This is a genomic window from Rhodanobacter sp. Col0626, assembly GCF_049994385.1.
Classification (GTDB): Bacteria; Pseudomonadota; Gammaproteobacteria; order Xanthomonadales; family Rhodanobacteraceae; genus Rhodanobacter.
Window position 1 is genome coordinate 3,023,569 of sequence record NZ_CP188260.1, and the last position, 15,506, is coordinate 3,039,074.

Below are 15,506 nucleotides of genomic sequence, written 5' to 3' on the forward strand. Positions count from 1 at the left end.
CTTTGACAAGCGGACCTCTTCGTCCGGCTTACTGGCCAGCGCTGCCTGCGTCGGCCGGCGCCGCACTGCCGGCGGGCGCCGGTGCCGCGCTGCTGGCCGGTGCCGGGCTCGAACCGGAGGCTGCCGGTGCGTTGCTGTCCTCGAGCGCCGGCGGCTGCAGACCCGCTTCCTGCTCGGGAGTCTTTTCCGGCGCATTGGTGATCGGCAGATAGACGTCATACTTGGCGTAGGTCGTGATGTTGCCACCCGCGTCCTTCACCTCCGGCGTCACGACGATGTCGTAGGGCCGGTTGGTCACTTCGTCGAACTTGTAACCGTGGGTCTGCGCATACGCCTTCAGCATGTCGCGGGTCTGCGGCACACCGGCGAACGTGCCATTCCAGACACCCTTGAGCGCAGCGCCACCAAAGGCCAGCGTGGCGCGCACGTTGTTGTCCACCACCAGACGACCGTAGCGGTCATGACCACCGGGCGTAACCTGCTCGGTATTGGCGGCAGCGGCAGCGGTGCCGGCCTCAGCCGGCGCGGCGGCGGCGGCGTCCAGCGATGGCGGGGTTGCCGCCGTCAACTGTTCACTCTGGCCGTTGACGGTCAGCGTGCTGGAATCGATCGGCAACGCCACATCGAAGGTGTAGGTCTGATCGCCGTAGTTGGTGGTGATCAGGATGCGGGGGCCGGTCACGTTCACGCCAAGTTTCTTGGCGGATGCCTGAAGCTCGGTAACGGCCTTCGCAGTGGCATCGTCCAGACCTTCCAGACCATCCTTGCGCTCCATCGAGGTGGACACCAGAAGCACCGGCGTCGGCTGGGTCTGCTCGATGAACGGAATCAGCTGGCTGTAGTCGATGTTCGGCACGCCGGCCAACACGTTCTGCAGGTTGTTCAGGCTGCCCTGGATGAAGGTGTCGGGATCGCCGTGGATGTACAGGTTGGCGAATCGGTTGACCAGGTTCCAGCCGTAGGAAACGTCATACGCCCAGGTCACCTGGGTCAGCTGACCGCGGCTGCCCTGGCGCTCCAGATCCAGCGTGAAATGCTTGTCCAGTCCACGCCAGCTGTTGTCCAGGTTCCAGACAATGCTGGCTTTCTTGGTATTGCTGTCGACCTTGTCGAAATCCGGCGTGGCGCTGGCGATGGTCAGGCCGCCGTTGCCAATCTTGGCATCGGTGCTGACCCAGCTGACCTCGGCACCCGGGCCATAGGACTTGCCGGAAAAATTGAACTGCATGCCCCGATCGACCGAACGCAGTTCCGAGTAATCCGGAAAACGGCGGAAATTGTCGAGCACGTCATACACCTGACGCATGTCCTTGCCGATCACCAGCTCGCGTTCCACATGACCGCTGCCGGGCATGACCACAGCCGCCAGGACACCGAGCGCCGCAACGATGACCAGGGCAACAAGAAATTCAAAGACACGCATCATTCCAGAGTTCTCCGAAGCGTCTTTACGCCATACCTAAAATGTCGCCCCGGCCGCCGCGTAGGCCGCCCGAGGGTTGAATCCGTGGGCCTTGGCAGGGGGTCGGCAAACGCCGAAGCTACGGATGTTACTTGCTCACGGGCAGGAACGCTATCCGCTGTGGCCGGGGCGCCGGGAAGGGTGTAAACCAGCTGCAACAGGCACCGTGCCACCACGGATGGACGGCCGCCACGAACTAAACGATCCCCATCTCCAGCGCCTTCAACACCGCGCGGGTGCGGTCGCGCACGCCCAGCTTGGAAAGAATGTTGGAAACGTGATTTTTCACCGTGCCCTCGGCGACTTTCAGCGAATTGGCGATTTCCTTGTTGCTGTAGCCACCCGAAAGCAGCCGCAGGATTTCGGTTTCGCGCTCGGTCAGCGGATCGGGCTGTTCCAGGCTGGTGAAATGATTCTGCATACGTGCCACGCCGGCCATCAGCCGCTGGGTAACCATCGGCGCCACCAACGAGCCGCCGTCGGCCACCGTCCGCACCGCCTCCACCAGCTGCTCCAGCGAGACGTCTTTCAACAGATAGCCACGCGCACCGGCCTTGAGACCCTGCAGGACCAGCTGATCGTCATCGAAGGTGGTGAGGATGATGGTGGGCGGCAACTCATTGCGCGCGGACAGCGCCTGCAGCACTTCCAGCCCGCTCATGTTGGGCATGCGCAGGTCCAGCAACACCACGTCGGGCTTGATTCGTGGAATCTCCTGCACCGCCTGGGCGCCGTCGGCGCACTCGGCCACCACGCGGATATCCTCGGACAGATCCAGCAGCGAGCGAACGCCTTGGCGCACCAGATTCTGGTCGTCGACGAGACAAACGGAAATCATCGTGAATCCTCGGGCAGGCGTGACTCGGAAATGGGTGGGTAGCCAACAGGATGCACCCGCCACGACGGCAGATTCTCGCATGCCATGGCAAGGTAAGCCGCCAACATTACGACACATTCAGCGCTGGTGGTTCAAACCGCGATGGCGCGTGCGCCAACGCCGTGTGCTCGCCCAGCGGCAATCGTACGGTCAGCGCGAAGCCCTGGCTCAGGCCAGTGTCCAGCGTCACGCTGCCGCCGAATTCGGCCAGCCGCTCGCGCATGCCGGACAGGCCATTGCCCGGCTCGATCTTCTCTGTGCCGCGGCCGTCGTCACGCGCGTGCAGGCCCAGCAGGCTCTCCCCGGCGTAGGCAAAATTGAGCCACAGGTTGCGCGCACCGGCATGCCTGGCGGTATTGGTGATGATTTCCTGGGCGCAGCGCAGCAGCACTTGCGCACGGCGTGGGTCCTCCACGCTGAAACGCGGCGGCATGACCACATGAACGTCCAGGCCAGGCACGCCTTCGGTCAGGCTGCGCAACGCCTGGGTCAGGTCGATCGCATCGTCCTGGCGCAATTCGCTCACCGCCTCGCGCACGTCGGCCAGCAGCAGCTTCGCCGTACTTTGCGCCTTGCGCACATGCGCGCCAGCGGCCTCGTTGGTGAGATGGCTTGCCACTTCCAGGTTGAGGCTCAGCGCGGTCAGGTGATGACCGATCAGGTCATGCAAGTCGCGCGCGATGCGCATGCGCTCCGCAATCCGGCTGGATTCAGCCAGCAAGGCGCGGGTGGCGCGCAGCTCCGAATTCAGCCGCCGCTGCGCCTCGCGTTCCTCGGTCTGCTGGCGGGCCACCGCCGAGGTGATGAAAGCCAGCGTCGAGATACCCAGATACATGCATACCTGCAAAAACGCCGTCCCCATCGTCCAGCCCATGTAGCTGGAGATGATCGGCGTCAGCATCAGGTTTTGCACCAGCATCCATACCAGGCCCGCGACGACCGGCAATTGCCATGGCAATACCACCGAAATCACCACCATCAGCATGGCCGACAGGCCGCTGCGGCTGAACCAGCCCATGGCGATGGCGGAGCCGGTAAGCAATACCAGACCCAGCAGTTTGACAACCTGCGCCCGTCCGCTTTGATGGGTCATGCCCATGCGTCCGGTCAGCATGAGGTAGGTCAGTCCGAATACCGCGTCTGAAAGGATCCACCCCCACGCCGCCCAGTCACCCACCCATATGCTGCCGCTGCTCGGCAGCAACTGCAGCAGGGGCAACGCCACGCACAGGCAGGTGAACAGACCGGCGTAGCGCAGCAACCGGATTTGATTGAAATTGGTCCAGGGCATCCTGCGCATGATAGGCGTACGCCATTGGTGTGCAATGCGCGAGAAGTCATGACTCCCTGGATATCGGCAGCGGCTTTACGAAGCTTTTACATGTGCCATCGCGAGATGTAAGGCTCACGACCACATGTCATAATGAGCCATTGTGCGGGGCCGCTTGTCGGCCTCGTCCCCGAATTCATCATTGCGGAGCAACGAATGGCCCTTGCCATCCGCGACGTGTGCGAGCACGACCTGGATGCCGTACTGGCGCTCAACAACGCTGCCGGTCGCTCCATCCTCGCCCTCGACGCCACCCAGTTGCGCTACTTTCACGAGCACGCCGAGTATTTCCGCGTGGCTGAAATCGACGGCCACCTGGCCGGCTTCCTGATCGCGCTGCGCGAGGGCGGCAACTACGAAAGCCCGAATTACCGCTGGTTCGCCGAACATTACCCGCAGTTCGTCTACATCGACCGCATCGTGATCGCGAACGCCTACCATCGTCACGGGCTGGGCCGCATTTTCTATTGCGACGTGCACAGCTACGCCGAGGTCCGCGTGCCGCTGCTCGCCTGCGAGGTGTTCCTGGAGCCGCGCGACGATGTGGTCGTGCTGTTCCATGGAACCTATGGGTTCCAGGAAGTCGGCCAGCAACGCATGGGCGAGCACGGTCCGCAGGTCAGCCTGCTGGCTCGCGACCTGCCCAGCTATGCCTACGTCCGCGATACCTGGCTCGATCACGGCGGCCTGCCGGACGTTACCTGGCTGGCCGAGCGCGCCCACCCTTTTCCGCTTGATGCCAACTCGCGCCGCCTCGCCGGAGAGCGGTGCCCATGAATGCAAAGATGGATACAACCGACGCTTGTGACCTGCGCTTCGGCCAGGTCGGTATTGCCTGCGTGCGCGTGCGCAGGGTCGATGCCGCCGCCCTGTGCGACGAACTCGAACGACGCGTCCGCGCGGCGCCGCAGATGTTCGCCCGTGCCGCGGTGGTGCTGGACCTGAGCCATTTGCTCGACCTGCCCGACGACGGCGCTGTCGACGCCCTGCTGGAAGCGGTGCGCAGTGCCGGCATGTTGCCGGTCGGCCTGGCCTACGGCACCAGCGAGACCGAGGCGCTGGCCAAGCGCATGGGCCTGCCGTTGATCGCAAAATTCCGCGCGGCCTATGAACCGGCCAACGGGGTTGCCGCTGTCGCCGATGCACCCGCGCGTGCCGAGCCCGTCGCACAAGTCCAGCGCGAACCGATTCTCTCGGCACCGGCACCGGGCAGCATGCAAGGTGCCCAGCACCATGTCGGCTCAGTCCGCTCGGGCCAACAGGTCTATGCACGCGATCGCGACCTGATCGTTACCGGCGCCATCGCCAACGGTGCCGAAGTCATCGCCGATGGCAACATCCACGTCTACGGTGGCTTGCGCGGTCGTGCGATGGCCGGCGCGCAGGGCGACGAGAAGGCACGCATCTTCGTGTCCGACTTTCGTGCCGAGCTCGTGGCGATCGCGGGCCAATATCGTGTTTTCGAACAGATTCCTGACGACCTCGAGGGCCAGTCCGTGCAATGCTGGCTCGACGGCGAAAAGCTGATGATCGCCAAGCTGTGATCATCCACAACAAAAACAAACATGCGGAGATGGGCCCTTGACTGCTGAGATCATCGTTGTCACCTCAGGCAAAGGCGGCGTCGGCAAGACGACGACCAGTGCCTCCCTCGCCACCGGCCTGGCGATGGCCGGCAAGAAAGTCGCCGTGATCGATTTCGACGTCGGCCTGCGCAATCTCGATCTGATCATGGGCTGCGAGCGGCGCGTGGTGTACGACTTCGTCAACGTCGTGCACGGCGAAGCCACGCTGAAGCAGTCGCTGATCAAGGACAAGCGCTACGACAATCTGTACGTACTGGCTGCCAGCCAGACCCGTGACAAGGACGCATTGACCCAGGAAGGCGTCGAGAAAGTGCTCGACGGCCTGTCCGAGGACGGTTTCGACTACGTCGTCTGCGATTCCCCGGCCGGCATCGAAAAAGGTGCGCACCTGGCGATGTATTTCGCCGACCATGCCGTGGTGGTGGTCAACCCGGAGGTTTCCTCGGTGCGCGATTCGGACCGCATCCTCGGCCTGCTCGCCAGCAAGACCCGGCGCGCCGAGCGTGGCGAGGGCCCGGTCATCCAGCATCTGCTGCTGACGCGCTACAACCCGGCCCGCGTCGCCATCGGCGAGATGCTCAGCGTCAAGGACGTCGAGGAGATCCTTGGTATCGAAGTGGTCGGCGTGATCCCCGAATCGGAAAACGTGCTGACCGCCTCCAACAACGGCATTCCGGTGATCACCGATGCCAATTCGCATGCCGGCCAGGCCTATGGCGATACCGTGGCCCGCATCCTCGGCGAAGAGCGTCCGCTGCGCTTCATCGATGTGCCCAAGAAGGGCTTTCTCCAGCGCGTGTTCGGAGGTTGATCACGATGGGTATCCTTGATTTCCTGAAGCGCAAGCCTGAAGCCACCGCCACGGTCGCCAGGGAACGCCTGCGTATCATCGTGGCGCAGGAACGCTCCACCCGCGGCGCACCGGATTACCTGCCGATGATGCGCAACGAATTGCTCGAAGTGATCAAGAAATACGTCCACGTCGACCTCGATGCGATCAACATCAACGTCGAGCGCGACAGCGGACACGAGATCCTCGAACTTTCGGTCACCCTGCCGGAAGGCAAGCCGACCGCCAAGGACGAATCGAAAGGCGAAGCCAAAAAAACGGGTTGAGCCCCTGCCATCGGGCGATCCGGCATGGCCGGCGCCCGCCCCTTCCCTGCCCATCACCTGCGCGCCCGCGCATATCCATGCATCCTGATATCCCCGTCCACGCCGGCGATTCCGCCAGCGCCGTACTCCGCATGGGCCAAACCGGCTTCGATGCACCGTCGGCGCTGCTCGCGCGTTTCGGCTTGCAGTTGCAACGCGTGGCGTCGGGCGAGCCGATTCCCGGTAGTTTCTGGGGTGACGAGGAAGCCGGCATCATCGGCACGTGCGTGTATGCCCGCGACGACACGCCGGTGCATTCGCTGCTGCACGAAGCCGGCCATCTGATCGTGCTTCCGCCAGAGAGACGTCTGGACGTCCATACCGACGCCACCGACTCGATCGAGGAGGAAGACGCCGCCTGCTACCTGCAGATCCTGCTGGCCGACGAACTGCCCGGTGTGGGCCGCGACCGCCTAATGGCGGACATGGACGCCTGGGGCTATTCGTTCCGGCTCGGCTCGACCCGCGCGTGGTTCGAGCAGGATGCGGGCGAAGCGCATCATTTTCTCGCTCAACGCGACCTGATCTGAACGGGTTCGGTCGGATCACCCGCGCTGTCAATCGGCGTGCCAATTGCCGTCCGCGCCCTTGCTGTATTTCTTCTTCACTGCGGACCATGCCACCTTGTGCGCGATTTCTTCGCGCGATTCCTCCGTGCGTCGCTCGTTCTTTTCGGCGTATTCATCCCAGGCGCTGTTGAACGCCTCCTTGTATATCTCCTGTGCGTGAACCGGTACGTGGTCGCGCACCGAAGCCGGCAGTTCATTGACAGTCTGGTAGGGCATAACGGAACTCCATCGCCAAAGGAATGACACCCACAACGGTCTACCCCATCCGGTAAATCAATCGTCAAGACAGCGTCTCCACGTGCTTCCGACGAGCGCCTGGACTCTGACGAAACCCGCCACGCTCTTTTCCAAGGCACTGGCTGCACGCGGCGCTCCGTCCTAGAGTCCCCACTCAGGCAACCCGGAATCGCATCATGCGGGAGGCACCATGGCTAAACGCAGGCTTGTGCTGTTGTTCGACGGCACCTGGAACAAGCCCGAATCGAACACCAATGTGGAACGTCTGCGCCAGTTCATCGCGCCACGTGATCCCGCCGGCATCGAACAGCTGATCAACTACATCCCGGGCGTCGGTGTATCGACGGGACTGACCCATCTGCTCGGCGGAGCCTTCGGCTACGGCCTGGCCGGCAATGTCATGGATGGCTACCGCTGGCTGTGCGAAACATGGCAGGTCGGTGACGAAATCTATCTGTTCGGCTTCAGCCGTGGCGCGTACACCGCGCGCAGCCTGGGCGGGATGATCCGCAAATGCGGACTGTTTCGATGCGGCGCCGATGGCAGCTTGGCCAAGGCCGATGTTTCCGCAGCGTACGATTTCTACCGCGATACCAAGAGCAAACCCGATGACCCGGCCGCCGTGGCATTCCGTGCAAGTCACTCGGTGGAGATCGACATTCATTTCATCGGCGTGTGGGATACGGTGGGCTCGCTCGGCATCCCGGATACCGCGTCCTGGTTTCCGTATGCGCGCTCGCGTTACGAGTTTCACGACACCGAGCTCAGCAAGATCGTCAAGTATGCGTATCAGGCGCTTGCACTGGATGAGCATCGCGCCGACTTTGAGCCCACGGTGTGGACACGCAATCCCTACACGGTAAAACCCGGCGAGACACCCGTCTCGAAGAAGCTCGAACAGATCGAAATCGAGCAACGCTGGTTCATCGGTTCGCACTCCGACGTCGGAGGCGGCAACGACCGCGATGGCGCCGGTCGCAAACCCGATCCACTGCCGGAACTGCCGCTGGCGTGGTTGCTGCACAAGGCGCTCGGCGCAGGCCTTGCCTTCAACGCGTTGTTCACCCCGGAAGCGGATGCCGACACCGGCGTGCCGCGCGATTCCTACGCGGAATTCATGGTTGGCATCTACAAGGTGTTCAAGTCGCGGTTCGATCGTGTGCTGGGCACGGGCGTCAACGAGAAGGTCGACGATTCGGTCTGGCACCGCTGGCTCGCCGACACCGGTTATCGCTCTCCATCGCTGGTCAAGGCGTTGGCTGCCACCACCGTGTTGATGTCGGGGGACACTGTGGTTCAAAGCACGCTACCGCCTGACTCTATGGTGTAGCTCCGCCATCGCGTGACGACGCGTCGCCATCAACGCGGTTCGGCAATTTCCGCCTGCATCGTCGTGACCGCATCGGTGCCGGCCGGCTGGTCCAGCGGACGATGCGTCAGGCTGCGATACCACCACCACGCCAGCACGCCGACGACGGTCAGTACCGCCGCACCCAGCGCGAGCTGCAACATGCTGCCCGACAATAGCGGCGACAGCACCCCGGCCACGACACTGCTGAGCAACAGGCTGGCGAAGGCCTGCACCGAGGAAATGCCGCCGCGCTGGCGCGGAAAACGATCGAGCAACAGCAACGTCAGTGTGGGGAACGCCAACTGCACGCCGATTCCGTGCAGGATCAACGGCAGCATGGACCACGGCAGCCGCGGTGCGGGAAACAGCCATGCCAGCAGCAGGTGCGACGCGCACGCCAGCAGCATCACCGTGTAACCCAGATTCACCGTGAACCCCGCGCCACGCCGCTCCGCCAGCCGACCGGACAGCCAGGCGCCGCCGACCATTCCGATCACCACCGGCAGGAACAACCACGGAAAACCTCGTGCCGACAGGTGCAACAGCTCGCGCACGATGCGCGGCGCGGAGGCGATGTACAGGAACAGCCCGGCAAAGTTGACCGAACTGGAGATCAGCAGCGGCCAAAACGGCCGATCACGACCGAACGAGAGATAGCTGGCCAGCAGCGGTCGCGGCGCAAATCGCGTGCGCTGCGCGAGCGGATGGGTTTCGTCAAGAAACAACGAAAGCGCCAACGCCAGCAACAGGGTGAAACCCGCCAGCACCCAGAAAATACCGTGCCAGCCGCCCAGCGGCAGCAACAGTGCACCGACCATCGGCGCGATCACCGGCGCCACGCCGAAGATCATCATCACTTGCGACATCAGCCGCTGCGCCTGGGCGCCTTCCAGGCTGTCGCGGATCACCGCCCGTCCCACCACCAGTCCGGCGCCGGCACACACACCCTGCAGGCCACGACAGGTCAGCAGCATCGCGAACGACGTGGACAAGGCCGCGCCCACCGACGCCAGCGCATACACCAGCATCCCGGCAACCATCACCGGCTTGCGCCCGATCGCGTCGGAAATCGCACCATGGAACAGGCTCATCGCGGCGTAGGTGATCAGGTACATGCTGATCAGCTGCTGCAACGCAGTGTCGTCCACCTGGAAACGTGCGCCCACCAGCGGAAACGCCGGAAACACCGCGTCGATCGAGAACGGACCGATCATCGACAGCGCGGCCAACAGCCAGGGAAGACTGCGTCGCACGGTGCGCAGAGGTGGATTCATGAACGGGCAACGGCATCGACGGGCCGGCAGTATAAATCCGCGCTTGACGAATGGCCGGCAGGATCGACTAGGATGACCGTTCGGGAGATGGCATGCCTCCCGTTCCGCGGGCCCTTTGCCGGCGGGACAAACCACTTCCCGCTCCTTGGCGTCGAAGTTGATGATGCCTGCACCACCGGCTTCCGGCGGCGCAGGCGTGCCTGCCGCCGCGGCAACCGGACACTTCCATGGTCAGGAGACGCGCTTGTGGGTCTTACCGGATTTGCTGCAATAGGTATCGGCGGCGCCTTGGGCTGCTGGTCACGCTGGGGGCTGGGTGTGCTGCTCAACCCGTTGTTCCCCACCCTGCCGCTGGGCACCCTGGCGGCCAACCTCACTGGCGGCCTGTTGATGGGTTGCGTGATGGGCCTGTTCGATCATTTCCAGACCCTGTCGCCGGAGCTGCGGCTATTCGTCTTCACCGGCTTCCTCGGCGGGCTGACCACGTTTTCCACCTTCTCGGCCGAGTCCGCCACCCTGCTGCTGCGCCAGCAGTATCTGTGGTTCAGCGGACATGTCGCCGTGCACGTGGCCGGCTCGCTGGCGATGACCGTGCTCGGCATCTTCCTCACCCGCAGCCTGCTGCGCCACTGATCCGGGAGCCCGCATGAACCAGGAAAACCTGCAACAGGGCGTGCACCTGTACTTCTACTGCCACCTGCGCGCGAAGCACGACGGCATGCTGCTGTCCGAATGGTTGCTGGAACAGGCGAAACGGCATGGCTTCGGTGGCGGCTCGGTATTTCGCGCGATCGCCGGTTTCGGCCGGCATGGCGTGCTGCATGAGGAGCAGTTTTTCGAACTGGCCGACGACCTGCCGGTGAAAGTCGAATTCCTGCTGCGCGAAGAACAGGCCCAGCTGATGCTGCAGCTGGTGCGCAGTGCCGGCATCGACGCGACGTATGCATGTTCGCCGGCAAACTTCGCCTTGCTCGGCAAACATTGATCGAGCTCCAGCTTTCCCACCATCGAGACAACGCATGAGCCAGGACGACCTGAAGAACCGCGCCAGAGGCCTGCTCGAACACGCAGGCATCCACCTCGACGGCGATGCTCCGATCGACCTGCGCGTACACGATGAGCGCCTGTACGCACGCGTTTTCGCACACGGTTCGCTCGGCCTGGGCGAGGGATACATGGACGGCTGGTGGGATGCCGACGACTTGCCGGGACTGTGCACCCGACTGCTCACCGCGGGACTGGATCAGGAACTGAAAACACTCGACACCCTGCTCGCCCACCTCAAGGCGCGCTTCATCAACCTGCAGCGCGGCGAGCGCGCGTTCGAGATCGGCAAGGCCCATTACGACCTCGGCAACGATCTGTTCCACGCCATGCTGGGCCGGCGCATGGTGTATTCCTGCGGCTACTGGGCCAAGGCCGACAACCTCGACGATGCGCAGGCGGCCAAGCTCGACCTGGTCTGCCGCAAGCTGCAACTGCAGACCGGCCAGCGTGTGCTCGACATCGGTTGTGGTTGGGGCGAGGCGCTTAAATACGCGGCCGAGCACTACGGCGTCGAAGGCGTCGGCATCACCGTGTCGCAGGAGCAGGCCGAATACGCACGCGAGTTGTGCGCCGGGTTGCCGATCGAGATCCGCCTGCAGGACTACCACGACATCGATGACCGTTTCGACGCGGTGTATTCGCTGGGCATGTTCGAACATGTCGGCGGCAGGAACTACCGCGCGTATTTCGAAACCGTGCGGCGCTGCCTGAAGGACGACGGCCTGTCGTTGCTGCACTGCATCGGCAGCAACAGCGCACCGGGCCAGACCGATCCCTGGATCGAAAAATACATCTTTCCGAACTCGATGATCCCCGCCGCCAGCCAGGTCGCGAGCGCGCTGGAAGACCTGTTCGTGGTCGAGGACTGGCACAACTTCGGTGCGGATTACGATCGCACCCTGATGGCCTGGCGCGCCAATGTCGAAGCGGCGTGGGCCACCCTGCCGGCGAGCTACGATGAACGCTTCCGGCGCATGTGGCGTTACTACCTGGCCGTGTCCGCCGCCGTGTTCCGCAGCCGTCGCGACCAGTTGTGGCAGCTCACCCTTAGCCCGCGCGGCGTGGTCGGGGGCTATCGCGTACCGCGTTGATCGCCGCAATACCCGCCGATCGACACGTGATCACAAATGCGCCTTGTCGCATTTGCAGTTAGGCTCGGGAGCGATGCAAGGCCCGTTCAAACCTTCGTCCACCGCTGCGATCGTCGACACCGACGTCCCCGCGCGCCTCGATCGCCTGCCGTGGGGTGCTTTCCATACCCGCGTGGTGATGGCCCTGGGCATCACCTGGATACTCGACGGACTGGAAGTGACCGTCACCGGTTCGATCGCCGGCGCGCTGAAATCCAGTCCCGTGCTGCGCATGACCGACGCGCAGGTCGGCCTCGCCGCCAGTGCGTACCTGGTCGGCGCCGTGCTGGGCGCACTGTTCTTCGGCTGGCTCACCGATCGGCTCGGCCGCAAGAAACTGTTCACCGTGACTCTGGGCGTGTACCTGGTCGCCACGGCGCTCACCGCACTCAGCCCGAACGTGTGGCTGTTCATCGTGTTCCGCGCGATGACCGGCGCCGGCATCGGCGGCGAGTACGCGGCGATCAATTCGGCGATCCAGGAACTCATCCCCGCGCGCTTCCGCGGCCATACCGATCTGGCCATCAACGGCAGCTTCTGGATCGGCGCGGCGCTGGGCGCGATCGGCGCCATCGTGCTGCTGGACCCGCGCCTGCTGCCATCGGAGATCGGCTGGCGACTCACCTTCGGCCTCGGTGCCGTACTCGGCACCGGCATCCTGTTTCTGCGCCGGCAGATTCCGGAAAGCCCGCGCTGGCTGATGCTGCACGACCAGCCCGAGGAAGCCTCGCGCGTGGTGGCGCAGATCGAGCGCGAACTCAACATGCCGCCACCGACCACGCCGCTACCCCGCCTGCGCCTGTCGCCGCGCGGCCTGCGTCTGGCCGATGTCGCGCGCAGCCTGCTGCACGACTATCCGCAGCGCACGTTGTTGACGGTGATCCTGATGGCTACGCAGGCGTTCTTCTACAACGCCATCTTCTTTACCTACGCATTGGTGCTGGGTCGTTTCTACGGTGTCACCGACGACCGCATCGGCTGGTACCTGCTGCCGTTCGCGGCCGGCAACTTCCTCGGTCCGCTGCTGCTCGGACGGCTATTCGACACACTGGGCCGGCGGGTCATGATCGCGGCCACCTATGCCTTGTCCGGACTGCTGCTGTTTCTCACCGCGTGGCTATTCGTCAACGGTTGGCTGGATGCACGTACGCAGACGCTGGCGTGGAGCGTGGTGTTCTTCTTTGCCTCGGCTGCCGCCAGTGCCGCCTATCTGGTTGCCAGCGAAAGCTTTCCGCTGGAGATGCGCGCGCTGGCGATCGCCCTGTTCTACGCCTTCGGCACGGGCCTCGGTGGTGTGGCCGGACCCTGGCTGTTCGGCACGTTGATCGGCAGCGGTCAGCGCAGTTCCATCGCGTGGGGTTATGCGCTGGGCGCCGCGCTGATGTTGCTCGGTGCCCTTGCCGCGTGGCGGTGGGGCATCGCCGCCGAACATCGGCCGTTGGAAGATATCGCCGCACCGTTGTCACAACGCGATTAGTTCGCGTGAGCCGATCAGCGACGCTGGCTGTCGCCAAGTCGACGGCGCCGCGCCCTGGCACGCTGATCACAGTCGTACGCGGGATTGAATCCGACGCCGCTTGCCGTGACACTGCCTGCATGAAATCCGGCCTGTCATCACGCGTCCTCGTTGCCCTCGTCCTGCTTCTTGCCAGCGTCCCGGCGCTGGCGAAACCGGCCCTCTGGGTGCTAAAGGATGCCGATACCACGATCTACCTGTTCGGTACCGTGCATTTGTTGCCCAATGACACCGAATGGCATTATCCAGCGCTGGACAAGGCGTTGGCGGACAGCCGGACGCTTTACCTCGAACTGACCGACGACGATCAGGCCAACATGATGGCACTGGTTCTGCGCTACGGAGTGGATACGGCCCATCCATTGCCGACGCTGCTCAACCATGCGGAACAGCTGCGACTGAGCAACGCCGCCGACAAAGCTGGCGTCCCCGGCGGCATGCAGGCACTCAACGTGATGCGCCCATGGCTGGCTGCACTGACCCTGGCGACGACTCCGCTGCTGAAAGCCGGACTCGATCCGGAGCATGGCGTGGACAAGCAGCTGAAGGCGCAGATGTCCGGCGTCGGCAAGCAGGTGCTGGGACTGGAAACCGCCGAACAGCAGATCCGCTTTCTTGCCGACATGCCAAAACCCATCGAACTGGCCTTCCTTCGCTCGACCGTTCGCGACGCCGACAAGGGCTCGATCGAACTCACCAAGCTGATCGACGCCTGGAAGGATGGCGACACCGCCACCATCGCGCGCCTCGAAGACGAAGACATGCACCAGACCGAGCCCAAGCTCTACGAACGTCTGCTGGTCCAGCGCAATCGAGCCTGGGCGACGAAGATCGCCGCGATGCTGCAGCAACCCGGCACCGTCTTCATCGCCGTGGGCGCTGCCCACCTGGCCGGACCGGACAGCGTGCAGGCGCAGCTGAAACAGATGGGCCTGCCATCCGAACAGGTGCCCTGATCACTCGATGCCGGCAACGGCATGCGGCTGGTACGGTGCCTCGAGTACCGCGATCTCCGCCTCCGGCAGTTCGATCGCCAGCGCCGCCACCGCTTCTTCGAGGTGATGAGGTTTGGTCGCGCCGACGATCGGTGCAGTGACCACCGGCTTATGCAACATCCATGCGAGTGCTACCTGCGCCCGCGGCAGGTCGAGTCGTTCAGCCACTTCGCCGACGCGATCCACCACGGCCTTGTCCGCCGCCTTGCTTGCGGCATACACGCCATCACCCCACGGATCCGAACCGCCGCGCACCGTGCTGGGCTCGTCCTCCCACGCACGCGCAAGGCGGCCGCGCGCCAGCGGGCTCCAAGGCACCACGCCAACACCCTGGTCCGCGCACAGCTCCAGCATCTCGCGCTCCTCCTCGCGATACAGCAGGTTGTAGTGCGGCTGCATCGACACGAAGCGCGTCCAACCGTGCAGGTCCGCGGTGTACAGCGCCTTGGCGAATTGCCAGGCCATCATCGACGAAGCGCCGATGTAACGCGCCTTGCCGGATTTCACCACGTCGTGCAGCGCTTCCAGCGTCTCCTCGATCGGCGTGGCGTCGTCCCAGCGATGGATCTGGTACAGGTCGACGTAATCGGTGCCGAGCCGACGCAGGCTGGCGTCGATCTCGGTCATGATCGATTTGCGCGACAGGCCGCCGCCGTTCGCGTCCGCGCGCATCGGGTAGAACACCTTGGTCGCGATGACGACCTCCTCGCGCCGGGCGAAATCGCGCAACGCGCCTCCCAGCACCTGCTCGCTGTCGCCGCCCGAGTACATGTTCGCGGTGTCGAAATAGTTGATGCCCAGTTCAAGTGCGCGCCGGATGAATGGCCGGCTGTGTTCCTCGTCCAGCGTCCATGGCCTCGCCTCCGTGGGCGTGGCCGAATAGCTCATGCAGCCCAGGCAGATGCGCGAGACCTTGAGTCCGGTTTTCCCCAGTCGTACGTAGTTCATCGGATCACCTCGTCTTCGTTGCGTTAAAT

General features: G+C 63.9%; 17 protein-coding genes and 1 riboswitch. Of the genes, 11 read left to right on the forward strand and 6 right to left on the reverse strand.

Annotated features, from left to right (window positions below; genetic code table 11):
• Nucleotides 1–28: 28 nt before the first annotated feature.
• The 3 genes from ACPPVV_RS13160 to ACPPVV_RS13170 form a co-directional block, all read right to left on the reverse strand.
• The gene (locus tag ACPPVV_RS13160; RefSeq protein ID WP_426700342.1) at nucleotides 29–1,426 is read right to left on the reverse strand and encodes a polyketide cyclase; all 1,398 of its coding nucleotides are present in this window, start codon (nucleotides 1,424–1,426) and stop codon (nucleotides 29–31) included.
• 232 nt (nucleotides 1,427–1,658) lie between these two features.
• Entirely contained in the window at nucleotides 1,659–2,300 is a 642-nt protein-coding gene (locus tag ACPPVV_RS13165; protein WP_426700343.1) for a response regulator, read from the reverse strand.
• Nucleotides 2,301–2,406: 106 nt separating this feature from the next.
• Nucleotides 2,407–3,639, reverse strand: coding sequence for a sensor histidine kinase (locus tag ACPPVV_RS13170; RefSeq protein ID WP_426700344.1), 1,233 nt, complete (start codon nucleotides 3,637–3,639; stop codon nucleotides 2,407–2,409).
• Between the two features lie 186 nt (nucleotides 3,640–3,825).
• Here ACPPVV_RS13170 and ACPPVV_RS13175 point away from each other — a divergent pair, with 186 nt between their 5' ends.
• The 5 genes from ACPPVV_RS13175 (at nucleotide 3,826) to ACPPVV_RS13195 (ending at nucleotide 6,940) form a co-directional block, all read left to right on the forward strand.
• Entirely contained in the window at nucleotides 3,826–4,446 is a 621-nt protein-coding gene (locus tag ACPPVV_RS13175) for a GNAT family N-acetyltransferase (RefSeq protein ID WP_426700345.1), read from the forward strand.
• Nucleotides 4,443–5,213 carry a septum site-determining protein MinC gene (minC, locus tag ACPPVV_RS13180; RefSeq protein ID WP_426700346.1) on the forward strand — a complete coding sequence of 257 codons (771 nt, stop codon included), beginning with the start codon at nucleotides 4,443–4,445 and terminating at the stop codon, nucleotides 5,211–5,213. Before ACPPVV_RS13175 ends, minC begins: the two co-directional genes overlap by 4 nt.
• Before the next feature lie 37 nt (nucleotides 5,214–5,250).
• Nucleotides 5,251–6,066, forward strand: a complete 816-nt coding sequence (gene minD, locus ACPPVV_RS13185) for a septum site-determining protein MinD (protein ID WP_426700347.1) — start codon at nucleotides 5,251–5,253, stop codon at nucleotides 6,064–6,066.
• A gap of 5 nt (nucleotides 6,067–6,071) precedes the next feature.
• The gene (gene minE / locus ACPPVV_RS13190; protein WP_426700348.1) at nucleotides 6,072–6,371 is read left to right on the forward strand and encodes a cell division topological specificity factor MinE; all 300 of its coding nucleotides are present in this window, start codon (nucleotides 6,072–6,074) and stop codon (nucleotides 6,369–6,371) included.
• Nucleotides 6,372–6,448: 77 nt separating this feature from the next.
• Nucleotides 6,449–6,940 (forward strand): hypothetical protein, encoded by a 492-nt coding sequence (locus tag ACPPVV_RS13195; protein ID WP_426700349.1) that lies wholly within the window; start codon nucleotides 6,449–6,451, stop codon nucleotides 6,938–6,940.
• A gap of 27 nt (nucleotides 6,941–6,967) precedes the next feature.
• Here ACPPVV_RS13195 and ACPPVV_RS13200 read toward each other — a convergent pair whose 3' ends face one another.
• On the reverse strand, nucleotides 6,968–7,195 hold the full coding sequence (locus tag ACPPVV_RS13200) for a ChaB family protein (RefSeq protein WP_426700350.1): 228 nt from the start codon (nucleotides 7,193–7,195) through the stop codon (nucleotides 6,968–6,970).
• Between the two features lie 211 nt (nucleotides 7,196–7,406).
• On the opposite strand from ACPPVV_RS13200, the gene ACPPVV_RS13205 reads away from it, so the two are divergent.
• Nucleotides 7,407–8,546: a DUF2235 domain-containing protein gene (locus ACPPVV_RS13205; RefSeq protein ID WP_426700351.1), complete on the forward strand. Its 1,140-nt coding sequence runs from the start codon at nucleotides 7,407–7,409 to the stop codon at nucleotides 8,544–8,546.
• A 29-nt stretch (nucleotides 8,547–8,575) separates the two neighbouring features.
• On the opposite strand, the gene ACPPVV_RS13210 is transcribed toward ACPPVV_RS13205, so the two are convergent.
• Entirely contained in the window at nucleotides 8,576–9,841 is a 1,266-nt protein-coding gene (locus ACPPVV_RS13210) for a multidrug effflux MFS transporter (protein WP_426700352.1), read from the reverse strand.
• Between the two features lie 74 nt (nucleotides 9,842–9,915).
• A riboswitch (Fluoride riboswitch) is annotated at nucleotides 9,916–10,018 on the forward strand.
• 69 nt (nucleotides 10,019–10,087) lie between these two features.
• On the opposite strand from ACPPVV_RS13210, the gene crcB reads away from it, so the two are divergent.
• From crcB to ACPPVV_RS13235, 5 genes are all read left to right on the forward strand, one after another.
• Nucleotides 10,088–10,474, forward strand: a complete 387-nt coding sequence (crcB, locus tag ACPPVV_RS13215; RefSeq protein WP_426700353.1) for a fluoride efflux transporter CrcB — start codon at nucleotides 10,088–10,090, stop codon at nucleotides 10,472–10,474.
• Nucleotides 10,475–10,487: 13 nt separating this feature from the next.
• Nucleotides 10,488–10,826: a DUF190 domain-containing protein gene (locus tag ACPPVV_RS13220; RefSeq protein ID WP_426700354.1), complete on the forward strand. Its 339-nt coding sequence runs from the start codon at nucleotides 10,488–10,490 to the stop codon at nucleotides 10,824–10,826.
• A gap of 34 nt (nucleotides 10,827–10,860) precedes the next feature.
• Nucleotides 10,861–11,979: a cyclopropane fatty acyl phospholipid synthase gene (gene cfa, locus ACPPVV_RS13225; protein WP_426700355.1), complete on the forward strand. Its 1,119-nt coding sequence runs from the start codon at nucleotides 10,861–10,863 to the stop codon at nucleotides 11,977–11,979.
• Between the two features lie 73 nt (nucleotides 11,980–12,052).
• Nucleotides 12,053–13,495, forward strand: coding sequence for an MFS transporter (locus ACPPVV_RS13230; RefSeq protein WP_426700356.1), 1,443 nt, complete (start codon nucleotides 12,053–12,055; stop codon nucleotides 13,493–13,495).
• 119 nt (nucleotides 13,496–13,614) lie between these two features.
• Nucleotides 13,615–14,490: a TraB/GumN family protein gene (locus tag ACPPVV_RS13235; RefSeq protein ID WP_426700357.1), complete on the forward strand. Its 876-nt coding sequence runs from the start codon at nucleotides 13,615–13,617 to the stop codon at nucleotides 14,488–14,490.
• Here ACPPVV_RS13235 and ACPPVV_RS13240 read toward each other — a convergent pair whose 3' ends face one another.
• On the reverse strand, nucleotides 14,491–15,477 hold the full coding sequence (locus ACPPVV_RS13240) for an aldo/keto reductase (protein WP_426700358.1): 987 nt from the start codon (nucleotides 15,475–15,477) through the stop codon (nucleotides 14,491–14,493).
• Between the last annotated feature and the right edge of the window lie 29 nt (nucleotides 15,478–15,506).